Raw genomic sequence first — 22,133 nt, 5'->3', positions numbered from 1 at the left:
GCGGAAGTAATGAGGGGAAAGCGATGAGGTGAAGAGGGGCCGCCGGGGCGAGGCGTACGACCGTGACAGGAGGTGTACGACCCTGCGAGGTGTACGACCCTGCGAGGTGTACGACCCTGCGAGTGGGGCGAGCTGTACGAGAGGGGGCGGCGGCGAGGCAGCCGGGGCGCGGGAGCGGCGAACCGGTCACGCGAAGGATCGCGAGGATCAGGCGCCGGAGCCGGCGGGACACGAGGAGGTCGCGAACATGTCCCGGAGCCTCGCAGCGCCCGTCGCCGGCCGTCAAGCGCCCGCCGACTCCCCGAACCGCCGCCCGCGATGGTTGAATCGGCGCCTGCTCGGCGCCCTCGCCCCGGCATGTACCGCTCCGTCAGACCCGGTGTGACCAGCGGTGATACGCCGAAGTCCGGAGGGGGGCGGCCCCTACGGGCGGGGCCGTCCAGGCTCCGCCGCCCGGCGCCCCGGGAATTCACACCGCCGCAACAGTGACGCAGAGAGGCACCCATGACGACCACCTCCCACGGGACCCGGATGGCAGGCGACGGCCGGCGCGAGACCAATGCCGCCACCGTGCTGCGGACCGTCCTCGACCACGGTCCGGTCGCCCGCGGCGCCGTCGCCCGGCTCTCCGGCCTCAGCCCCGCCGCCGTCTCGCGCCAGGCGACCGACCTCACGCGGCTGGGCCTCCTGCGCGAGCTGCCGGAACTCGCCGGAGGCGGGGGAGTGGGACGACCGCAGATCCCCGTCGACCTGCACGTCGGAGCCGTCGGCGGGCCGGTCGTCGGCGGCGTCCACCTCGGCGTCCCCAGCTCGACCCTCGGCCTCGTCGACCTGCGCGGCCGGGTCCTCGCCCGCCGCTCGTACCCGCACGACGGCATCGCCCCGGACGGCCTGCCCGCCGCCGTCGCCGGCGCACTGCGCGGCTTCCTCGACGAGCACGCCCAGGGGCGCCCGCTGCTGGGCGTCGGCGCCGCGGTCGGTGGCTGGGTGGACCCCGCGGAGGGTGTGGTCGTCCGCCACGACGCCTTCGGCTGGCGTCGCCGACCGCTGGCCGCGGAACTCGCCCGGGGCCTCGGCGGGCACACCGTACGACTGGACAACCACGCCCGCTCCATCGCCCAGTCGGAGATCCTCTTCGGGCGGCCCGCCGCCCGCCGAAGCCTCGTCCACCTCTTCATCGGGAACGTCGTCGACGCCGCCGTGGGGCTCGCCGGGATCGTGCACCAGGGCCCCGGATCGGCGGCCGGGGACGTGGCGCACCTTCCCGTGCCCGACTCCACGGTCCTCTGCCCGTGCGGGCGTTCGGGCTGCCTGGAGGCGACCGCCTCGAACACCGCGCTCGGGCTCACCGCCGTGCGCCGCGGGATCGTCCCCGAGCCCGACACGTTCCTCGTGGTGGACGCGGCCGCGGCCGGGGACCGGCGCGCCGACCGGCTGCTGCGCGAACGGGCCCGGGCGGTGGGCCGCGCCATCGCGCTGCTCCTCGACGTCCTCAATCCCGACCTGGTCGTCGTGACCGAGCACGCCAGCGTCCTCGAACCGGACTATCTGGAGGAGATCCGCGGGGCGGCGATCGACCTCTCGCACGTCTGCGACGATCCCGAACGCATCGTCAGTCCACATGCCGGACCGGCCACACTGCCGGTCGCGGCGGGCACGGTTCTGCTGAATTCCCTGTTCAGAAGGCCTCTTGAGACGGTTGAAGAGCTTCTCGCCGATGAGGGGGGCAGGTGATGTCGTCTCAGAATGTGATCTCCACCGGTTGACCGCCCCGCGAGGCCGCTGTCATATTACTCCCGTGAATCCGGACATGCGCCTCATCTCCCGCAGGCACGTCGACCTCTGTCGACAGGCCAGCGCGGTCTGTGCCGTCCGCGTCTGATCCCCCGCGCCGGCCGCCGGGCCGATCGCCCCTCCAGGTGTGGCGATCCCGTCCGCGCCCGTTGAATCTCCCCTGAACCTTTCCTGAACTTCCGTCGGCCTCACCGGCCTTCGCCGGTGCGTCGGCCGGTGCGCTCCGTCGTACCCCGACGTCGACCGGCAGCACGGCCGTACCGCCGTACCTCCTCCCGTACCGCGTCTTCCGCGTACCCCGCGCATCCGGTGTCGCTCGTTTCTCCCGCAGCGGAAGAAACGGGCGTGCCCCGCGGGTCTCCGATCCCTTCCAAGGCAGGCAACGATGACCGAGTCGTACCCCACCACGCCCTCCGCCCCCTCCCGGCGCTCCACCCTGCGTGCCGCGGGCGGTGGCGCCCTGCTCCTCGGACTCGGTCTCACGGGCTGCCGCTCCGCGGTCTCCGAGGCCGAGGCCCCGGCGGGCAAGGCGGGCGAGGCCGGCAAGGCCGGGGCGGAGCCCCGGCGCGGCGGCACCCTCACCGTCGCCGTCAACACGGACTTCACGCCCAGCCTGCTCTTCGCCCAGAGCGGCCAGTCGCTGCAGCACCGGCTGATCTACAACACCCTCACCCGCTACGACGACCGACTGACGCCCCAGCCGGAACTCGCCACCTCGTGGGAGTACGCGAAGGACGGCCGGAGCATCACCCTCGCCCTCCGCAGCGGCGTCACCTTCCACGACGGCCGCCCCTTCACCGCCGACGATGTGATCTTCGCGGTGAAGAACCTTCAGAACCCGCTCCGCGCCGCCCAGTTGAGAGCCACGGCCGCCGCGGTCACCGGCTTCGAGAAGCGCGGCGACCACGAGCTCGTCCTGAAGCTCGCCCACCCGGTGAACAACCTCTTCGACCTGTTCGAGTTCATGATCATCACCGATCCGAACAGCGTCGAGGACGCCGTCACCGGCAAGAGGCTCAATGGCACCGGCCCCTTCAAGCTCACCAAGTGGAGCCCCGGCTCGGGCCTCAGTTTCACCCGCAACGAGACGTACTGGCAGCCCGACCGCCCCTACCTCGACGGCGTCGAGTTCCGCATCGTGCCCCAGGCCGACGCACTCCTCTCCTCCCTCCGCACCGGACAGTCCCAACTCTCCTTCAGCGTCCCCGGCAAGAACCTCACCGTCGTCGCCTCCGCCCCCGACCTCGCCATCAGCGAGTACTCCACCGGCGGCGGCGCCCTCTATCTCGGCGTCAACACCACCGTCGCCCCGCTGAACGACAAGACCGTCCGGCAGGCCCTCGCCTGGGGCATCGACCGCGAGCGGATCCTCCAGCAGGTCCTCGGCGGCTACGGACTCGCCTCCGCCACCCCCTGGCCCAAGTCCTCGCCCGCCTTCACCGAGGCCGGCCGCACCCACTACACGCACAACCCCGGCAAGGCCCGCGAACTCCTCAGGTCCGCCGGCCACACCCGGCTCGACCTGCCGCTCCTCCACATCAACCTGCCCGGCGAGACGGCGCTCGCCGAGGCCGTCCAGTACGACCTCCGGCAGATCGGCGTCCACGTCACCCTCCAGCCCACCGACCCCGCCACCGCCCAGAAGAACCTCATCTCCCAGACGATGCCCGGCCTCTGGACCATGAGCCACAGCTTCGCCCAGGTCCAGCCGTCCACCCTCGCCGTCAGCGCCTACCCCTTCAACGAGGCCAAGAACACCTCGAAGTACCGCTCCGCCGCCTACACGAAGGTCGTCCGCGAGGCCTGGACCGCACCCGCCGACGGCGCCCGTGCCAACACCCTCCGGCAGCAGATCACCGACACCCTCCTCGACGAGGCGTTCATCATCGACCTGGCCATCCGAGGCGCCGTCCAGGTCTCCGCCAAGAAGCTCCACGGCGTGACGCTCAACAAGTTCTCCTATCTCAACCTCGACGACGCCTACCTGGCGGGCTGAGATGAGCGGCTATCTGCTGCGGAGGCTCCCCTCCGCCCTCCTTGTCCTCCTCCTCGCGTCCTTCCTCGTCTTCGCCGTCCTCCGGCTGGTCCCCGGCGACCCCGCGGCCGTCCTCGCCGGACCCGACGCGAGCGCCGCGACCGAGGCGGCGATCCGCGCCCACCTCGGCCTCGACGATCCGCTGCCCGCCCAGTACGCGCGGTGGATCGGCGGACTCCTCACCGGCGACCTGGGACCCTCGTACGCGATCGGTGGCCAGACCGCCGACCTCATCGGCGACGGCATCGGCGCCACCGTCGAACTCACCCTCGGGGCCCTGCTGTTCGTCGTCGTCCTCGGCGCCGCCTTCGGCATCGTCGGCGCGACCTCCCGCAACCGCTGGCTCCGGGGCGCCGTACGGATCCTCACCACCGGAGCGCTCGCCGTACCGCCCTTCGTCACCGGCGTCCTCCTCGTCCTCCTCTTCGCCGTCCTCCTCGGCGTCCTGCCACCCGGCGGACGCGTCCCGCTCCTCACCGCACCCGACCTCGGCGTCCAGTACCTGCTGCTGCCCGCCCTCTGCCTCGCCCTGCCCAGCGCCGCCGTCCTCGGCCGCTACCTGGAGGACAGCATCGGGCGCGCCCTCGCCGAGGACTACGTCCGCACCGCCACCGCGGCCGGCATCGCACCCCGGCGCCTCCTCTGGCGCCACGCCCTGCCCAACGCCCTCCCGCCCGTCGTCACCCTCCTCGGCATGCAGACCGGCCACCTCCTCGGCGGCGCCGTCCTCGTCGAGGCGATCTTCGCCTGGCCGGGCCTCGGCCAGCTCGCCGAACAGGCCCTGGTCCGCCGCGACTACCCCGTCGTCCAGGACCTCCTGCTCCTCCTCGTCACCGTCTTCGTCCTCGTCCAGCTCCTGACCGACCTCGTCCATGCCCGGCTCGACCCCCGGATCAGGTGGGAGTGACCGCCATGACCACCCTCGCAGCGGCCAAGCCGCCCCTCGCCCGCCGGCCCCGCCACCCCTACCGGGCCGCCCTCGCCACCGCCCGCGGCCGCACCGGCCTCGCCCTCGTCGGCCTGGTCGTGCTCGTCGGCCTCCTCGCACCGCTCCTCTCCGGCCACGGCCCCACCGATCAGAGCGCCCTCGCGCTCGCCGGGCCCGGCACCCCCGGCCACCCGCTCGGCACCGACGACCTCGGCCGCGACCTCCTCGCCCGCCTCCTCCACGGCATCCGCGCGGACCTCGGCATCATCGCCGTCGCCGTCCCGCTCGGCGCCGCCCTCGGCTGCCTCCTCGCCCTGGCGGCCGCCGCCCACCCGGTCGCCGACACCGTCATCCAGCGCGCCTTCGACCTGGTCCTCGCCTTCCCCGGACTGATCCTGGCACTGGCCGTCACCGCGATCCTCGGCCCCGGCCGGCTGCCCGTGATCCTCGTCATCGCCCTCGCGGAGATCCCCGTCTTCGGGCGGCTCCTCCGCACGGGCATCCTCGTCCAGCGCGGCCGGGAGTACGTGACGGCCGCCCGGGTGGGCGGTACCTCCGGCGGCCGGATCCTCACCCGGCACATCCTGCCCAACGCCGCCGACCCGCTCGTCGTCCAGCTCGCGGTCTCCCTCACCGTCGCCGTCTTCATCGAGGGCGCCATGAGCTTCCTCGGCGTAGGAGTGCGGCCCCCGGAACCCACGCTGGGAGCCGTCCTCAGCCAGTCCATGCCCTATCTCGCGCAGGCCCCGCACTTCGCCGCCGGACCGCTCGTGACCGTGACCGCGCTCGTCCTCGGCCTCTCCCTGACCGCCGAGGCACTGAACCGGGAGATACGCCGATGACCACCCCGCCGCTCCTCGAAGTCCAGGGCCTGGACGTGGAGTTCGCCACCCCCGACGGAGGTGCGCTGCACGCGGTACGGGACGTGTCGTTCACGATCCGCCGGGGCGAGACCCTCGCCGTCGTCGGCGAGTCGGGCTCCGGCAAGTCGACCACCGCCCTCGCCCTGCTCCGCATGCTCCCCGGCACCGGCCGGATCAGCGGCGGCTCCGTCCGCCTCGACGGACAGGACCTCGTCACGGCCGACGCGGCCGCACTGCGAGCCGTACGCGGAGCCCGTATCGGCATGGTCTTCCAGGACCCGATGACGGCCCTCAACCCCGTCCTCACCGTCGGCCGCCATCTGGACGAGGTCCTCCGCGCCCACGACGGCAGGGCGGCCGGTGACGGCAGGGCGACCGGTGACGGCGGGGCTGCCGAGGACGCCGGAGGCCGCCACGACAAGGCCGTTCGTCGCGACAAGGCCGCCCGCCACGACAAGCCCGTCCGTCGAGACAAGGCCGCCCGTCGCGCCCGCGCCGTCGAGCTCCTCCGGCTCGTCGGCATCCCCGACCCCGAGCGCCGTCTCGACGACCACCCACACCAGTTCTCCGGCGGACAGCGCCAACGCGTCCTCATCGCCATGGCCCTCGCCGGCGAACCCGACGTCCTCCTCGCCGACGAACCCACCACCGCCCTCGACGCCACCGTCCAGGACCAGATCCTCACCCTCCTCGGCGACCTCACCCGTACCACCGGCACCGCACTCGTCCTCATCACCCACAACATGGGCGTCGTCGCCCGCGCCTGCGACCGCGTCCTCGTCATGTACGGCGGCACCGTCGTCGAGGACGGCCCCACCGCCGAGGTCCTGACCCGCCCCCGGCACCCCTACACCGCCGGACTCCTCGCCGCCGTGCCCCGGCTCTCGGCCCCCTCCGGTACCCGGCTCACCGGCATCCCCGGCACCCCGCCCGACCTGAGTCTGCCCCTCGCGGGCTGCGCCTTCGCCGCCCGCTGCGCACTCGCGGAGGACCGCTGCCACACGGCCGTCCCCCCGCTCGCCGCCGTCACGGAGACCGTCCGGGCCGCCTGCCTGCCCGCCGCCGAACGCACCGAACCCCTGCCGCCACCCCCGCCGCCCGTCCTGATCGACCGGCCCGCACCCGGCGCCGTCGTCCTGACCGCCGAGGGCATCCGCAAGACGTACAAGGGCCGCGGGCGCCGCTCCCTCACCGCACTCGACGGCGTCTCCCTCACCCTCGCGGCGGGCGAGACCCTCGGTGTCGTCGGTGAGTCAGGCTCCGGCAAGTCCACCCTCGCCCGGGTCCTCGCCCACGCCCACCCCGCCGACGGCGGCCGGATCCTCCTGGACGGCCGGGACGTCACCCGCCCCGGCCGGGCCGAGCTGCACGCCGTACGCCGCCGCGTCCAGCTGGTCTTCCAGGACCCGTACGCCTCGCTCAACCCCCGCATGACCGTCGGCGAGATCGTCGCCGAACCGCTCCGCGCGTTCGGCACCGTCGCCCCGGGGGAACGCGCCGCGCGCGTCGCGGAGCTCCTGCGGCGGGTCGGCCTGGACCCGGCCGCCGCCGACCGGCACCCCCGCTCCTTCTCGGGCGGGCAGCGCCAGCGCGTCGGCATCGCCCGCGCCCTCGCCCCCGAGCCGACCGTCCTCATATGCGACGAGCCCGTGTCCGCGCTCGACGTCTCCGTCCAGGCCCAGATCGTCGGCCTGCTCACCGACCTCCAGCGCGACCTGGGACTCGCCCTCGTCTTCATCGCCCACGACCTGGCCGTCGTCCGCCAGGTCAGTCACCGGATCGCCGTCATGCACGAGGGCCGGATCGTCGAGACCGGCGGCGCCGACGAGCTGTGCGAGCACCCCCGCGACCCGTACACCCGGGCGCTGCTCGCCGCCGTACCCGAACCCGTACCGGTACGGGTTCCCGTCGGGGCGGTGTCCGCGTGAGCGCCTGCTGCACCCCGGGGCGCGGCTGCACGGGGGAAGCCGGGCCGCCCCGGGCCGACGAGCTGCTCCCGCTGCCGACCGTACGGACCGCCCCGCCGCCCCGCCCGATGCTGGAGCTCCCCGGCGGCACCTTCCGCATGGGCGACGCCTTCGGCGAGGGCTACCCCGCCGACCGCGAGGGACCCGTACGGGAGGTCACCGTCGCCCCCTTCGCGATCGACGCCACCGCCGTCACCAACGCCCAGTACGCGGAGTTCGCGGAGGCCACCGGGTACCGCACCGACGCCGAACGCTTCGGCTCCTCCTTCGTCTTCCACCTCCTGCTCCACCCCGCCGCGGTGGGCCACGTCCTCGGCCGGGTCCCGCAGGCCCCCTGGTGGCTCGGCGTCACCGGGGCCGCCTGGCACAGCCCCGAGGGCCCCGGCTCCGACCTCGAAGGCCGCGCCGACCACCCCGTCGTCCACGTCTCGTACGACGACGCCCAGGCCTACTGCGCGTGGGCGGGCGTCCGGCTGCCGACCGAGGCGGAGTGGGAGTACGCGGCCCGCGGCGGCCTCGACGGCGCCCGCTATCCGTGGGGCGACGACTTCACCCCCGGCGGCCGGGAGATGTGCAACACCTGGACCGGCGACTTCCCGCACCGCTCCGACCGCCCCGGCGGACGCATCGGTACCGTGCCCGTGACGGCTTACGAGCCCAACGGCCACGGCCTCCACAACACCTCCGGCAACGTCTGGGAGTGGTGCGCCGACGCCTTCGACCCGACCGACGCCTTCGCACCGACCGAGGCCCTCGCAGCGAACGACGCCTGCGCACCGGCAGACGGCCTCGCCCCGGCCGACCCGTACGACCCCGCCGGTGCGGGCTCCCGGGCCGATGCCGCCCTTCCCGCCGAGCGCGTCATCCGAGGCGGCTCCTACCTCTGCCACGCCTCCTACTGCAACCGCTACCGGGTCGCCGCCCGCTCCCACAACACCCCCGACTCCTCGACCGGCCACGGCGGATTCCGCACCGCCCGCACGCTTCCCCCGGAAGGACCCGCCTCCGTATGAGCACCGCTCCGCCCCGCCGCGACCCCTACGAAGGCTTCCCCGGCCGGGTCGGCCGCACCTTCGCCGACTCCGCACCCGCCTGGCCGACCCGTACGACCCCGCCGGCCAAGGCCCCCAACATCGTCGTCGTCCTCGTCGACGACATGGGCTTCAGCGACATCGGACCCTTCGGCTCCGAGATCCCCACGCCGGTCCTGGACGGCCTCGCCGACGACGGCGTACGCCTCACCAACTACCACACCATGCCGCTCTGCTCACCGGCCCGCGCCGCCCTGCTCACCGGCCTCAACCCGCACCGCGTCGGCTACGCCATGGTCGCCAACGCCGACCCCGGGTTCCCCGGCTACGGCATGGAGATCGCCGACGACATCCCCACCGTCGCCGAACTCCTCCACGACGCCGGATACGCCACCTACGCCGTCGGCAAGTGGCACCTCGTCCGCGACTCCGCCTCCAACGCGGCCGACGACCGCGCCAACTGGCCCCTCCAGAAGGGCTTCGACCAGTACTACGGCGTCCTGGAGGGCCTCACCAGCCTCTTCCACCCGCACCAGCTCGTCCGGGACAACAGCCCCCTCGACATCGACGAGTTCCCCGACGACTACTACTACACCGACGACATCACCGACCGGGCCATCTCCATGGTGACGTCGCTCCGCGCCCACGATCCCGACAAGCCCTTCCTCCTCTACCTCGCCCACAACGCCGTCCACGGCCCCCTCCAGGCCAAGGCGGAGGACATCGCCCGTCACCGCGGCCGCTACGACGAGGGCTGGGACGTCCTGCGCGAGCGCCGCTTCGCCGCCCAGCTCGCCGCCGGACTCTTCCCGCCCGGCACCGAACTCCCCGCCCGCAACAGTGAATCCGGTCTCGACGTCCCCGCCTGGGATTCCCTGACGGAAGATCAGCAGCGGCTTTACGCCCGCTACATGGAGGTGTACGCGGCTCTCGTCGACAACATCGACCAGAACCTCGGCCGGCTCACCGACACCCTCGCCGCGCTCGGTGAACTCGACAACACCATCGTCGTCTTCACCTCCGACAACGGAGGCACGGGGGAGGGCGGGCTCGAAGGCACCCGCTCCTACTTCAGCCGCTTCGTCCACCATCCCCGCCTCCCCGGGGACTGGGACCCCGACGTCGACCGCGACCCGGAACTCATCGGCGGCCCCCGCAGTCTCGTCCACTACCCCCGCGGCTGGGGCATGGCCTCCAACACGCCCTTCCGCCTCTACAAGGGCCACACCTACGCCGGCGGCGTCCGCGTCCCCTTCGTCCTCTCCTGGCCCGAAGGGGTACGGGACGGCAGGCTCGCGACCGGGCTGCGCTCCCAGTACCAGTACGTCACCGACATCGCTCCCACCCTCCTCGAGCTCGCCGGTCTCGACCGCCCCGAGAGCCGTCGGGGCGTCCCCCTCCAGGAAGTCGACGGCTTCAGCTTCACGCCCGTCCTCGCCGACCCCGCCCACGCCTCGACCCACCCCGAGCAGTACTGCGAGATGACCGGCAACCGCAGCCACTACCGCGACGGCCGCAAACTCGTCACCCTCCACCGGCCCGGGACCCCGTACGACGACTCCGAATGGGCCCTCTACGACATCCGTACCGACCCCACCGAGATCCACGATCTGGCCGCCGAACACCCGGAAACGGTAAAGGAGTTGTCGGCCGCCTGGGAGGAGGCCGCCTGGCGCAACGGCGTCTTCCCGCTGCCCGACCACAGCGGCGCCCTCGCCCGCCGCAACCCCGCCGAGCAGCGGCTCACCCGCCCCGTCACCCTGCTGCCCGGCACCCCGGAACTGGAGCGCTACCGCTCCTCCCGGCTCGTCTCCCTGCGCTCCTTCGAGATCGCCGTGGCCATCGAGGAGACCGGCGACGGAGTCCTCGTCTCCCACGGCGACCAGGGCGGCGGCTACAGCCTGTACGTCGAGAACGGCCGCCTGACCTTCGCGTACAACGAGTACGGCCGTCTCCACGAGACCGACGCGGGCCCCCTCGCTCGCGGCCCGCACGAGATCTTCCTCGTCGCCACGGCGGAGGAGGGCCTCCGCTGGCGATTCACCGTGCTCGTGGACGGCGAACACCGGGCCGCGCCCGACAGCGTCCACCAACTCGTCGGCATGGCCCCCTTCCAGGGCATCAGTGTGGGCATCGACCGCAAGTCACCCGTCTCGTGGCCCCTCTTCGAACGGCACCGCACCTTCCGCTACACCGGCAGGCTCCGCTCCGTCACCTACCGCCCCGGAGCACCCGGCCCCGACGCACCCGAGGCCGTCGCGGCGGCCCTCAAGGAGGCGGCGGCGGCCTTCGAGTAACGGAACACGGACGGGTCGGGCCCGGGCGAAAACCCCGGGCCCGACCCGTCCCGACCAGCCATAATGCCTCCATGACCCTCCAGGATCCCGACATCGCCGAGGCCATCGAGCGCGAACTGCGCCTGCTGGACCCGGCCGTCCGTGCCTCCCGCGCCCTCGCCGCCGAACTCCACGACCCCGAGTTCTCCGAGATCGGCTCCTCAGGCCGCCGCTGGACGTACGAGGAGATACTCGCCGCGCTCCCCGAGATGACGGGCAGCGCCGGGAACGGCCCCCGCCACGAAGCCACGGCCTTCACGGGCACGGTGCTGGCCCCCGGAATCGTCCACCTCACGTACGAGTCGGTACTCGACGGCCACCGGGCCCGCCGCAGCTCGATCTGGCGCCGCACCCCCGGAGCGCCGGGCGACACACCCCTGCGGCTCTACTACCACCAGGGCACCCCCGTCCCCGAAGACCTCCGGTGACGATCCGCCCCGAGCCCCCTGCCGTACCGCTCCTCGCGGCCGCACCCGACATCGTTCAGCGCGGGGCGGTCCCGCCGTCGTACACGTTGTCCGGGGTGATGATTCGGGTGACCGCTTGGGCGAGGAGCGTGGACGGCTCCTGGTTGTCGAGGTGGCGGGCGTCCGTGTTCAGCATGAGGACCATCGTGGCCTTCTGCGCGGGCAGGTAGACGGTCACCGTCTCGTACCCGGGCAGGGAGCCGTTGTGCCCGATCCAACCGTTGGTCTCGAAGATGCCGAGGCCGTAGGTGGTACCGGGGAAGCCGGTCGGCAGGGTCTTGAGCCGCTGCGCCTGTGTCTCGGGGCTGAGCAGCTTCCCGGTGGCGACGACCTCGGCCCAGTGGCGCAGGTCGTGGAGGTTCGAGATCATCGCGCCGGCCGCCCAGGCCCAACTGGGGTTCCAGTCCGTGGCGTCCTCGATCCGGCCGCTCAGCGTCTGGTCGGTGTAGCCGCGGGAGTGCGGCTCGGGGAACTCGGCCCCCTCCGGGAAGAGCGTGTGGAAGAGGTGGGACGGGCGGAGCACCCGGTTGCGGATGACGTCCTGGAGCCGCTGACCGGTCACCTTCTCGACCACCAGGCCGAGCAGGACCAGGTTGGAGTTGGAGTACTGGAACTGCGCGCCCGGCTTGAAGGTGTTCTTGTGCTTCATGCCGTACGCGAGCAACTCCTCCGGCGTGTACGAACGCTGCGGGTCGCTCAGCAGGTCGTGGACGAAGTCCGCGTCCGAGGTGTACGGGAACAGGCCGCTGCGCATCTCCGCGAGGTGACGGAGCGTGATCCGGTGGCCGTTGCGCACGCCGGGGACGTACTTCGCGATCGGATCGTCGAGCCCGACCCGGCCGTCGTCGACGAGCTGGAGCAGCGCGGTCACGGTGAAGGTCTTGGTCTCGCTGCCGATCCGGATGTACGAGTGGGCGGACATCGGCTCGCGGGTGGCGGTGTCCGCGACACCGGTCGCCCGTACGTAGCTGCCCTTGCCGGGCATCCACACGCCGACGACCACGCCGGGGATCTCGGCCTTCCTGCGTACGTCCTCGATGGCCTTGTCCAGGCGCGCGTTCACCTCGGGGCCGAGCCCGCCCGGCGGGCGGTCGTCCTGGCCGTACCGGTCGACGCCCGCGGCCTGGACGGCCGGAGCGGGAACCAGGGCCGTCGGAGCGAGCACGGACGCCACGAGCAGGGCCGCGGCGAACAGACGGCGGGTGGGGGTACGTCGCATGTCGGAGGCGCCTCTTCCAGGTCGGGGAGCAGGCGGCCACATCACCACCCGGACCCCTGCCGGACGTGGCCCGCCCGGACGGCGCCTCGGCGAGTCCACTCGTTCGGCGCCCCACGGATCGCCGAGGCGGCCCTGAGCCGACGTGGTCGGTGGTGTGCGGCCCGCGAGCCCTGGTGGGCCGACGGCGCGACCGCGCGCTTTCCGGCTCTGTTCGGCTTGGTCCATTAAGGCGAAAATGTGCTCTATTGTGCGATAGTCCGTAAAAAGAAGTAAAGGTCGGCGAGGTAGGCGATGACACAGAGAGTCGACGACGGCCGGGTCACGCCCCGGCGCGGCTTCTTCGACCGGCCGACCACGGGGAAGGCCGCCCTGGTGATCGTCGCCTACCTGGCGTACTACCTGCTGGTCAGTCTTGCCATCGGCGCCGTCTTCGGCGACGAGGTCGACAAGGACAACGTGCTGGCGACCGGCGCCGGGATCTTCTTCGGCCTCGTGCTGCCGATCGCGATCGGCGCCGTGACCCTCCTCGGCTTCACCGCCTCCATCGGCCGGCTCCGCTCCGTCTTCGGCAGGCAGACGGTCGCGGGTCGGCCCTGGATGTGGATCGGCCCCGCGCTCGCGATCACCGCCATCGTCGCTCATTCCGCCGCCATCGGCTGGAGCGACTGGGGGCCGGAGCAGATCCTTCTCATCGCCCTGCTCGGCGTCTTCGTGGGCCTCGCCGAGGAACTCGCGACCCGTGGCCTCGTGGTCCAGATGCTGCGCGGCGCCGGGCACCCCGAGCGGTTCGTGATGGTGGTGTCCTCGCTCATGTTCGCCCTCATGCACGTGACCAACGTGCTGTCCGGGATGAAGGTGAGCACGGTATTCCTCACCGTGGTCTACACCTTCGGCTTCGGCGTGTGCATGTACCTCACGATGCGCGTCACCGGCACGATCTGGGCCGCGATCGTCCTCCACGCCCTCACGGACCCGACGACCTTCCTCGCCAGCGGCGGCGTCGACGAAGCCGTCACGAACCGGACCGGCGGCTGGTCCGCCCTCGCCGCGGCGGTCACGATCCTCATGATCGTCTTCTCGCTCGTGGCCGTCTTCCTGGTGCGCGGAAACCGGCGCGCCCCCGTGGGCGGCTGATCGCCGAGCCGCTGGATACGCACGGGAGGGGGCGGCCGGGCAGATGCCTGGCCGCCCCTTCTGCGTTCTTCGCAGCGAGTCCGACCGAGCCGCGACGGGTTCCTGACGCCCACGCGCCACCCCGGCCGCACGCGACCGGGGCCCGTGAAGACCGTCGCGGGATTCCGTCCGTGCGGTGATCCCCCAGCCCGTCGACCGGATCGCCGGCCACAAGAAAGCGTCCGCGAGGTGATCCGGAAACCTAGGTGACAGGAACCGACTTCGGCCTCAGGCCGGCAGGGCGGTCGGCGAATGCCTTCTCCGCGTCGACCTCGTAGCACACGTTGACACTCGAGTCACCGAGAGTGGTGTCGGCGAAGCCCTGGACGTCCGCCACGGATTCCGTCTCCCAGAGGCACGTCACGACGGATCCGTCGACGTGCGGGTAGAACTGCAGCACCCGGGTGCCGTCGGGCGCTCCGGTGCCGTCGATAAGGGCCTGGCCACGGGGGAACGCCATCTCGGGGTTCAAGATCTTGTGCTGGACCACGACGTACATGGGGTCCTCCTCGTTCGGTGTCGTGTCGTTCGACGAATCGACGCAGACGTTCGGAGGTGGGCGCCGCGTCGCACGTAGTCACCCTTTCCATTGTGGACTGGATGGTCACGCCTGGCTAAGTCCGCGCGAGAGGCCGACCGCCGGACCTGCCCACAGATCCACTGTGGATACCTGGCTCAGCTGAAGGCGTCCGTGACGCAGTCGACGGCACACCGCCAGTGTTCGAACCGTCGGCGCAGCGCTGCCGCCGCGTGGTGACGCTCCACCACGGTGTATCCGTAGCGCTCCCGCGTCACCCGCACCACGGCCTCGACGGTGACGATGGCCGGTTCGCCGTCGCCGGCGGAGCGGCGGGCGGTCGCGATCACGTGGTCGGCAGCCCGCTGCAGGTCGCGCGCGTACTCCCGTTGGGCGACGGACCGCGCCCGGGAGGCGGCGAACGGTCGTACGGCGCGGCCCTTCCAGACGACACCCGCCACGATGAGTCCCGTGCCGACCAGCCCCACGAGTACCCCCACCACGACGTCGAGGTTCCATCGCATCGCGCGCCGCCTTCCCCCGTACACACGTCGATCGATCCGAGTCTAGGGTGCCTGCCGCTCGCGCGGGCGTGCCCAGGAGGGTGTCCAGATGTCGGTTCCCGAGAGCCCCGACGCGGTGGTGGCCAGGTGGTCGCGGAGGGCGACGAGCGCGGGGTGGGGGTTGTCCGCGGACCAGATCAGCGAGTGCGGGTAGACCGGCGTCGGGTCGTGCACGGGGATGCGTCGCAGATCGTGGGAGTCGGGCCACACGAGGCGGGTCCCCGTGCCCACGAGGGTCGCGAGTTCGGGGGAGTCGGCGACGGTGTCGAGCAGCGGTTCGGTGCCGAAGTCGGGGCCCGTCACCTCGATGGTGAGCCCGAACGCGGCGCGGAGGTCGGCGTAGTAGGCGGCCCATTCGGTGCCGCTCACGATGCCGGGCACCCAGATCCGGTGTCCCGCGAGCCGCGCGGGCGTGACGGAACGGGCGGACGCCAGCGCGTGGGCCGGTCCCGTGAGCAGTTCGAGCGGCTCGTCCAGGACCGGCAGGGCCTCGATCCCCTCGGGGAGCTGCCGGCCGGGCATCGTGACGGCCCGGAACGACGCGTCGATCGTGCCGGACCGCAGGGCCGCGACCGCCGCGTCGGCGTCGAAGAGCGTCACGACGTCGAGCTCGATCTCCGGATGCGCCCCATGGAACCCGCGCAGCAGGGCCGCCGGAGCGAGCCGCCGTCCGATCACGTCCACCCGAAGCGCCCGACTGCCGGGGCGTACGGAGGCGAGCGCGCGGGCCTCGGCCTGGAGCAGGGCGCGGGCGTGCGGCAGGAAGGCCTGCCCGTCGATCGTGACCTCGGGGCCGCGCGCGGTGCGGGTGAGCAGCCGGACGCCGAGCTCCTTCTCCAGCGCGGCGACCCGCTTGGAGACGGCCTGCTGGGTGATCCCCAACTCGTCGGCGGCCTTCCGGAAGCGGCCCTCGTCCAGGACGGCGAGGAACGTGCGTACGGCTTCGAGATCCACGCCCTCACCCTAGGGCCTGTCTGACAATTCCCGTCGGGTCCGGCCCGCCCGGCACGCACGCTCGCCGCACGGCCGTGACGCCCCCGTAGTCCCCCGTAGCCCTTCGGGCACGGGAGGTACCCCCACCGCTACGAGGACGCCCCGGCCGCACGCCGATCGCACGCACCGAACGACCCGGCCTATCCGACGCCAATTGTCAGACAGGCCCTAGGCCTGTCCCGTGCGACAACTGTGGGTTGTTGTCTCCGTGCCCTGCGGTTGTTTGATCGCGAGGTCCGCTCCTCGCTTGGATGGCCGAGGTCGACGCGCGGTTGTGCGACGCCGCGAGGAGAGGGGTACGGGCATGGCGGGCGGACGCTCGGGGCCGGGGCGTGACTTCGGCTGGCTATGGGCGGCGTACGGGGCCAGCGCCCTCGGTACCGGGCTCGCGTTCGGCGCCTTCCCCCTGCTCGCGATCACGGTCCTCCACGAGGGTGCCGCCGAGGTCGCGGCGCTCGCGTCGCTCGGGGCCGCCGTCGGCGCGGCGGTGGCGGTGCCGCTCGGGCCGTGGGTCGAGGCCCGACGCAAGCGGTCCGTGATGGTCGCGATGGACCTCGCCCGTTGCGCGGCGCTGCTGACCGTCCCCGTCGCGTACGCGCTCGGCCGGCTCGGCTTCGGCCAGCTCCTGCTCGTGGCGGTCGTCGTCGCCGCGGCCGACATCACCTTCGGCGCGGCGGCCGGAGCCTGCCTGAAGGCCCTCGTGCGACCCGCGGACCTCGTCGTCGCCCAGGCGCGCCTGGAATCCACGTCCTGGACCGCGACCGTCGTCGGGCCGCCGCTCGGCGGCGCCCTGATCGCGCTGCTCGGCCCGGTGGCCACGGTGATGGCCGACGCCGTCAGCTACCTGCTCTCGGCGGCCGGCATCCGGGCCATGGGTGGTGCGGAGGGCCATCCCGCGAGAGACGACCCATCCGGGACACCTGGGAGACCTGGGGTACCTGGAGCGGCTGGGGCGGACAGGATGGCTGGGGTGGGCGGGACGGCTGGGGTGGGCAGGACGGCTGCGGCGTCCGGGGCGGCTGGGACTCCCAGGACTCCCAGGACTCCCCGGGCCCCTGGGACCCCTCAGACCCCCAGGCCACCCGAAACCCCCCAGCCCCCCGAGCGCCCCAGCTCGCGTCTCGGCCCCCTCGCCCAAGGCTGGCGGCTCATCCTCGCCCACCCGGTCCTTCGCCCGCTCTTCCTCCACACCGTTCTCGTCAACGGCCTCATCCTGGCCACTTCGCCCTTGCTCGCCGTCCTCATGCTCGGGCCGCTGGGGTTCGCTCCCTGGCAGTACGGGCTCGCCTTCGCCCTTCCCTGTGTCGGCGGCCTCGTCGGCGCACGCCTGGCGCCCGGGCTCGTGGACCGGTTCGGCCGCCACCGGGTCCTCCTGGTCTCGGGCACCCTGCGCGTGTGCTGGCCCGTCGGTCTGGTCTTCGTCCACCCCGGTGTCACCGGCCTCCTGCTCGTGATCGCCGTCGAGCTCGCGCTGATCACCTGCATCGGCGTCTTCAACCCGGTGTTCGCCGCCCACCGCCTCGCCCTCACGGAGACCGGCCGGGTCGCCCGCACCCTGACGGCCTGGTCGGTCACCGGCAAGGCGACCGTTGCCGCCCTGACCGCCCTGTGGGGCCTCCTCGCGGGGTTCGTCGGCCCCCGGGCCGCGATCGGGCTCGCGGGCGCGTGCCTCCTGGCGACACCGCTGCTGCTGCCTCGCCGGGAGGGGGCGAGCGACATGCGGGCGGACACGGAGATTGACACGTGTAAGTAAGCGGTGACACGCTCCTTTCCCGGCCCCCGTGTCGCCCCCGCGCAGAAGGAGCAGCATGAGCACCACCGTCACCACCACCCGTGGGCCCGTCCGCGGCGAACGCCGCGCCGACGGCAGCCTCCGCTTCCTGGGCATCCCGTACGCGCAGCCCCCCGTGGGCGACCTGCGGTTCGCCGCGCCCGTCCCGCCGGAGCCGTGGACGGAGCCGCTCGACGCCACCGCGTACGGCCCGACCGCCCAGCGTCGGCCCTTCGGCGAGATCGTCATCATTCCCGAGCCCACCATCCCGGGCGAGGGTGTCCTCAACCTGAACGTCTTCACCCCCGACGCCGACCCGGAGGCCGCCCTCCCCGTCCTCGTCTGGATCCACGGCGGCGGCTACGTCGCCGGCTCGGCCGCCAGCCCCTGGTACGACGGCGCCACGTTCAACCGGGACGGCGTCATCGTCGTCTCGCTCGGCTACCGGCTCGGCATCGAGGGCTTCCTCCACCTGGACGACGCCCCCGACAACCGTGGCGTACGGGACTGGATCGCCGCCCTCGAATGGGTCCGCGACAACATCGCGGCCTTCGGCGGCGACCCGGCGAAGGTCACCATCGCCGGCCAGTCCGCGGGCGGCGGCGCCGTCCAGACCCTCCTCGCCGTTCCCTCCGCCCAAGGCCTGTTCCGTGGCGTGATCTCCGTCTCGGGCGCGGCCCTGCGGCCCGACGGCCCCGAGGTCGCCCGCTCCGTCTCGCGGCTCCTCACCTCCCGCACCGGCATTCCCGCCACCGCCGCCGCGCTGCGGGACCTCGGCGACGACGAGATCCTCGCGCTCCAGGACCGGCTGGCCGAGGAGGGGCCGGACCGCGAGGGGGTGCCGGCGCTGCTGACCCTCGCGCCCTTCGCGGACGGCGAGCTGATACCCGTACCCGTGCAGGAGGCCCTCACGGCGGGGGACGCGGGCGGCGACGTACCGCTGATGCTCGGCTTCACCGAGCACGAGTTCACGATGATCCCCGCGCCCGAGGGCCTGCCGGTGCCGCTCGTGCTCGGCGGCCTCGGCCTCGACGCCGCCCGGATCGAGGCCTTCACCGAGGCGTACGTGGCGGGCGGCGAGGCCCTCCTCTTCGGCCAGGCGCTGACCGACGCGACCTTCCGGGCCCCGAACCTCGCCGTCGCGGACGCCCGCGCCGCGCGTGAACGGCCCACCTGGCTCTACGAGTTCGCCTGGCGCTCGCCGGTCATGGGTATCGCCTTCCACTGCCTGGACCTGCCCTTCGCCTTCGACGTCCTCGACGCCGAAGGTGTCGCGCCCGTCGCCGGGGAGACGCCGCCGCGCGCTCTCGCCGACGCCATGCACCGGGCCTGGGTCGGCTTCGTGACGGACCAGGACCCGGGTGAGGAATGGCCGCGCTACACCACCGACAAGCGCACCACGATGGTCTGGGACGCCGAGTCCGGGACCGCCGAGGACCCGCTGAGCGGGGTCCGCTCGATCTGGCTCGGCTGAGCGGGGTCGGTCGATCCGGCCCGGGTGAGTGGGGTCGGTCGATCCGGCCCGGGTGAGTGGAAGCTCCGTCCGGGCGGAGCGAGTGCACCAGGCGGTGTCCGGCGGGCCGTGTCACACGTTCTTCATGCGCTGTGCATGGTCCGTCGGGACGGGCGCGCCGATGATCGTCGGTGAGCCCGGGGTCGCACGACGCGGCCCCGGGACACCGTTTGACGATCCGTCAGTCGCGCTCGCCGTCCCGTCCAAGGAGCCTCGCCATGCCCAGCCGCCGCCGCTTCCTCGCCGGATCCGCCGCCACGCTGGGCCTCGGCGCCCTGCCCGTGACCGGGGCCGCCGAGGCCGCCGCGGACCCGGCCGTCGCAGCGGTGCCGGAGGACACGACCCGTCCGCCGAACCTCGTCGTCGTGCTCGCCGACGACCTCGGATACGGCGAGCTCGGCGCCTACGGCCAGCGGCTCATCTCCACCCCGCGCATCGACGGACTCGCCGCCGACGGCCTGCGGTTCACGGACGCGTACTCGACGGCGGCCGTCTGCGCCCCGTCCCGCTGCTCCCTCCTCACCGGCCTGCACACCGGCCACGCGACCGTACGCGCCAACCCGTCCGGCGCCCAGGGCTCCCTCACCGCCGCCGACACCACCTTCGCCCAGCTCCTCAGGGCCCGCGGCTACCGCACCGGCGTGATCGGCAAGTGGGGCTTCGGGCCGGAGAGCGCCGGTCAGGACAGCCACCCCAACGCCCGCGGCTTCGAGGAGTTCCACGGCTACATCGACCACGGTCACGCGCACCAGTACTACCCCGAGTACCTCTGGCACAACGGCGCCAAGGAACTCGTCCCCGGCAACGCGGCCGGCGCCAAGGGTGTCTACGCACCGGAGCTGCTGCGGCAGCGGGCCCTCGACTTCCTCGACCGCCACGCCGACGAACCGTTCCTCCTCCTACTGACCCCGACCGTGCCGCACGCGCCCAGCGACATCCCCGACACCGGCGCGTACGCCTCCCGGAGCTGGACCGCCGCCAACAAGGGGCACGCCGCACAGGTGAGTCTCTTCGACTCCCTCGTCGGCGACGTCGTCGACCGGCTGCGCGCCCTCGGCCTGGAGGACGACACCGTCCTCCTCGTCACCAGCGACAACGGCCCCCACGAGGAGGGCGGAGTCGACCCCGACCTGTTCGACGCGAACGGACCGCTGCGCGGCTACAAGCGCAATCTGTACGAGGGAGGGGTGCGCGTCCCCCTCATCGCCTGGGGCCCCGGCCGCGTCCTGCCAGGAACGAGCGACCGGCCCACGCCCCTCACCGACCTCCTCCCCACCCTCGCCGAACTCGGCGGCGCCCCCGCCCCCTCCGACGTGGACGGCCTGTCCGCGGCGCCCCTCCTCACCGGCGGCGGCAACGCCGCGCACCACGACCACCTCTACTGGTTCCGCGACGAGCGGGGCGTCACGAGCCGCGCCGACGCCCAGGACCGGAAGCGGTCCACGTGGCTCGCCGAATCCCTCCGCAAGGACCGGTGGAAGGCCGTGCGCTTCGCCCCCGTCCGTGACCACGCCCTGCCCGACGACCAGTGGCAGGTCGAGCTGTACGACCTGGCCACCGACCTCGGCGAGACCTCCGACCTCGCGGCGCGGTACCCCGCGCGGGTCGCCGAACTCGTCGGGCTGATGCGCGCCTCCTGGCAGGACGCGTACCCCCGTACCCCCTTCGGCGTGCAGCTGACGGTTCCTCGACTCGCCGTGCCGGGAGTGGCGTTCGACGTCACCGCCGGCCTCTCCAACGGATCGGCGAGGGCCTGGAGCTCGGCCGCCCTCACTCTGCGTGCCCCGGCCGGCTGGACCGTACGGGCCACCACGCCCACGGCCGGCACCCAGCTCGCCCCCGGTGCCCGGCTCGCCGCCACCTGGCAGGTCACCCCGGCCGCCGGAGCGCCCGCGGCGACCCCGTGGACGCTGACCGCCGAGGGCACCGCCCTCGCCCCCGGCGGCCCGGTGCGGTACGCCGCCGACGGGGTCGTCACCACCCCGCCCCCCGCGCCCACCCGGGACGGCTATCTCTCGGACCTTCCCTGGATCACCGCCGTCAACGGCTGGGGCCCGGTCGAGCGCGACACCTCCAACGGCAGGAACGCCGCCGGCGACGGCACCCCGATCGCCTTCCGCGGCACCACCTACCCCAAGGGCCTCGGGGTCCACGCGTACAGCGACGTGGCGTTCCATCTGGGCGGCGCGGGCAGCCGGTTCACGGCTCTCGTCGGCATCGACGACTTCTCGGCCGGCCAGAGCTCCGTCGGCGCCACCCGTGCCACCGTCTACGGCGACGACCGCGTCCTCGTCACCACGCCCACCCTCACGGCCGCCACCGGCCCCGTACCGGTGGACGTGGACATCCGCGGCGTCCGCGTCCTGCGGCTCGAAGTGACGGACGCCAACGCCAGGACGTCCTTCGACCACACGTCCTGGGCCCTGGCCCACGTCACGGTCGTGTAGCGCCGGCCCTCGCGGGCCGTCCGGTCAGCCCTCGAAGCCGACCGTGCCGTCCGGCAGGATCGCCTCGACCCGCGCGCCGTGCTCGACGGTCCGGCTCACCGTGCAGAACTTCTCGTGCGTCAGACGCACCGCGCGGGCGAACACCTCGGCCGCCCGCGGGTTGTTGTCCGGCAGGTCGAACTCGTAACTGACCTTGATCCGGCCCAGCCGGCCGTCGTCCTCGGGCCCCGACACCGACTCCACCACGATCCGCAGGTCGTCGTGGTCCACGGCGCGGGCGGTCCGGTCGACGACGAGGCCGCCGCACCCGCCCATCGCGGCGAGCAGCAGCTCGACCGGCGTGAACGAGGGCTGCGCGTCCGCGTCGTCCGCGGCGGCCATCCGGACCTCCGCGCCCCGGTCGTTACGGGCGGTCCAGTTCCGGTACCCGGTGCGGACGGTTTCGATCCGGTAGTCGGCCATGGCGGCGGTGCTCCTTCGCTGTCGTGCGGTACGGTCGCCCGCCACGCAACCCCA

At 73.0% G+C, this 22,133-nt stretch carries 18 protein-coding genes; 13 read left to right on the top strand and 5 right to left on the bottom strand.

Annotated elements, in window-relative coordinates; genetic code table 11:
• Window positions 1-504 precede the first annotated feature (504 nt).
• The 9 genes from OG580_RS01405 (at window position 505) to OG580_RS01370 (ending at window position 11,382) form a co-directional block, all read left to right on the top strand.
• Window positions 505-1,734: an ROK family transcriptional regulator gene (locus tag OG580_RS01405; protein ID WP_267041787.1), complete on the top strand. Its 1,230-nt coding sequence runs from the start codon at window positions 505-507 to the stop codon at window positions 1,732-1,734.
• Window positions 1,718-1,882: a putative leader peptide gene (locus OG580_RS36255; RefSeq protein ID WP_354006205.1), complete on the top strand. Its 165-nt coding sequence runs from the start codon at window positions 1,718-1,720 to the stop codon at window positions 1,880-1,882. The genes OG580_RS01405 and OG580_RS36255 overlap by 17 nt, the downstream gene beginning before the upstream one ends.
• Before the next feature lie 297 nt (window positions 1,883-2,179).
• Entirely contained in the window at window positions 2,180-3,790 is a 1,611-nt protein-coding gene (locus tag OG580_RS01400) for an ABC transporter substrate-binding protein (RefSeq protein WP_267041786.1), read from the top strand.
• A gap of 1 nt (window position 3,791) precedes the next feature.
• Window positions 3,792-4,736, top strand: coding sequence for an ABC transporter permease (locus OG580_RS01395; protein ID WP_267041785.1), 945 nt, complete (start codon window positions 3,792-3,794; stop codon window positions 4,734-4,736).
• A 5-nt stretch (window positions 4,737-4,741) separates the two neighbouring features.
• Window positions 4,742-5,599, top strand: coding sequence for an ABC transporter permease (locus tag OG580_RS01390; protein ID WP_267041784.1), 858 nt, complete (start codon window positions 4,742-4,744; stop codon window positions 5,597-5,599).
• The gene (locus OG580_RS01385; RefSeq protein ID WP_267041783.1) at window positions 5,596-7,548 is read left to right on the top strand and encodes an ABC transporter ATP-binding protein; all 1,953 of its coding nucleotides are present in this window, start codon (window positions 5,596-5,598) and stop codon (window positions 7,546-7,548) included. The genes OG580_RS01390 and OG580_RS01385 overlap by 4 nt, the downstream gene beginning before the upstream one ends.
• Before the next feature lie 107 nt (window positions 7,549-7,655).
• Window positions 7,656-8,600, top strand: coding sequence for a formylglycine-generating enzyme family protein (locus tag OG580_RS01380; protein WP_267047851.1), 945 nt, complete (start codon window positions 7,656-7,658; stop codon window positions 8,598-8,600).
• Window positions 8,597-10,915, top strand: coding sequence for an arylsulfatase (locus OG580_RS01375; protein ID WP_267041782.1), 2,319 nt, complete (start codon window positions 8,597-8,599; stop codon window positions 10,913-10,915). The genes OG580_RS01380 and OG580_RS01375 overlap by 4 nt, the downstream gene beginning before the upstream one ends.
• A 71-nt stretch (window positions 10,916-10,986) precedes the next feature.
• Window positions 10,987-11,382, top strand: coding sequence for a nuclear transport factor 2 family protein (locus OG580_RS01370; RefSeq protein ID WP_267041781.1), 396 nt, complete (start codon window positions 10,987-10,989; stop codon window positions 11,380-11,382).
• A gap of 55 nt (window positions 11,383-11,437) precedes the next feature.
• Here the strand turns inward: OG580_RS01370 and OG580_RS01365 are convergent, their stop codons facing one another.
• Window positions 11,438-12,640 carry a serine hydrolase gene (locus OG580_RS01365; protein ID WP_267041780.1) on the bottom strand — a complete coding sequence of 401 codons (1,203 nt, stop codon included), beginning with the start codon at window positions 12,638-12,640 and terminating at the stop codon, window positions 11,438-11,440.
• Window positions 12,641-12,931: 291 nt separating this feature from the next.
• Between OG580_RS01365 and OG580_RS01360 the strand changes: the two genes are divergently transcribed.
• The gene (locus OG580_RS01360) at window positions 12,932-13,774 is read left to right on the top strand and encodes a CPBP family intramembrane glutamic endopeptidase (protein WP_267041779.1); all 843 of its coding nucleotides are present in this window, start codon (window positions 12,932-12,934) and stop codon (window positions 13,772-13,774) included.
• A 241-nt stretch (window positions 13,775-14,015) separates the two neighbouring features.
• Here the strand turns inward: OG580_RS01360 and OG580_RS01355 are convergent, their stop codons facing one another.
• The 3 genes from OG580_RS01355 to OG580_RS01345 all read right to left on the bottom strand — a co-directional run bounded on the left by OG580_RS01355 (window position 14,016) and on the right by OG580_RS01345 (window position 15,847).
• Window positions 14,016-14,312, bottom strand: coding sequence for a hypothetical protein (locus OG580_RS01355; protein ID WP_267041778.1), 297 nt, complete (start codon window positions 14,310-14,312; stop codon window positions 14,016-14,018).
• A 176-nt stretch (window positions 14,313-14,488) separates the two neighbouring features.
• On the bottom strand, window positions 14,489-14,854 hold the full coding sequence (locus OG580_RS01350; RefSeq protein WP_267041777.1) for a hypothetical protein: 366 nt from the start codon (window positions 14,852-14,854) through the stop codon (window positions 14,489-14,491).
• A gap of 42 nt (window positions 14,855-14,896) precedes the next feature.
• Entirely contained in the window at window positions 14,897-15,847 is a 951-nt protein-coding gene (locus OG580_RS01345; RefSeq protein WP_267041776.1) for a LysR family transcriptional regulator, read from the bottom strand.
• Between the two features lie 343 nt (window positions 15,848-16,190).
• Here OG580_RS01345 and OG580_RS01340 point away from each other — a divergent pair, with 343 nt between their 5' ends.
• The 3 genes from OG580_RS01340 to OG580_RS01330 all read left to right on the top strand — a co-directional run bounded on the left by OG580_RS01340 (window position 16,191) and on the right by OG580_RS01330 (window position 21,617).
• Entirely contained in the window at window positions 16,191-17,639 is a 1,449-nt protein-coding gene (locus tag OG580_RS01340; protein ID WP_267041775.1) for an MFS transporter, read from the top strand.
• Window positions 17,640-17,694: 55 nt separating this feature from the next.
• Window positions 17,695-19,131, top strand: coding sequence for a carboxylesterase/lipase family protein (locus tag OG580_RS01335; RefSeq protein ID WP_267041774.1), 1,437 nt, complete (start codon window positions 17,695-17,697; stop codon window positions 19,129-19,131).
• A gap of 257 nt (window positions 19,132-19,388) precedes the next feature.
• Window positions 19,389-21,617, top strand: coding sequence for a sulfatase-like hydrolase/transferase (locus tag OG580_RS01330; protein WP_267041773.1), 2,229 nt, complete (start codon window positions 19,389-19,391; stop codon window positions 21,615-21,617).
• A 24-nt stretch (window positions 21,618-21,641) separates the two neighbouring features.
• Here the strand turns inward: OG580_RS01330 and OG580_RS01325 are convergent, their stop codons facing one another.
• Window positions 21,642-22,079, bottom strand: a complete 438-nt coding sequence (locus tag OG580_RS01325; RefSeq protein WP_267041772.1) for an OsmC family protein — start codon at window positions 22,077-22,079, stop codon at window positions 21,642-21,644.
• Between the last annotated feature and the right edge of the window lie 54 nt (window positions 22,080-22,133).

This window comes from Streptomyces sp. NBC_00094 (assembly GCF_026343125.1).
Taxonomy (GTDB): Bacteria; Actinomycetota; Actinomycetes; order Streptomycetales; family Streptomycetaceae; genus Streptomyces.
This window is presented reverse-complemented; position numbering and strand designations above follow the sequence as displayed.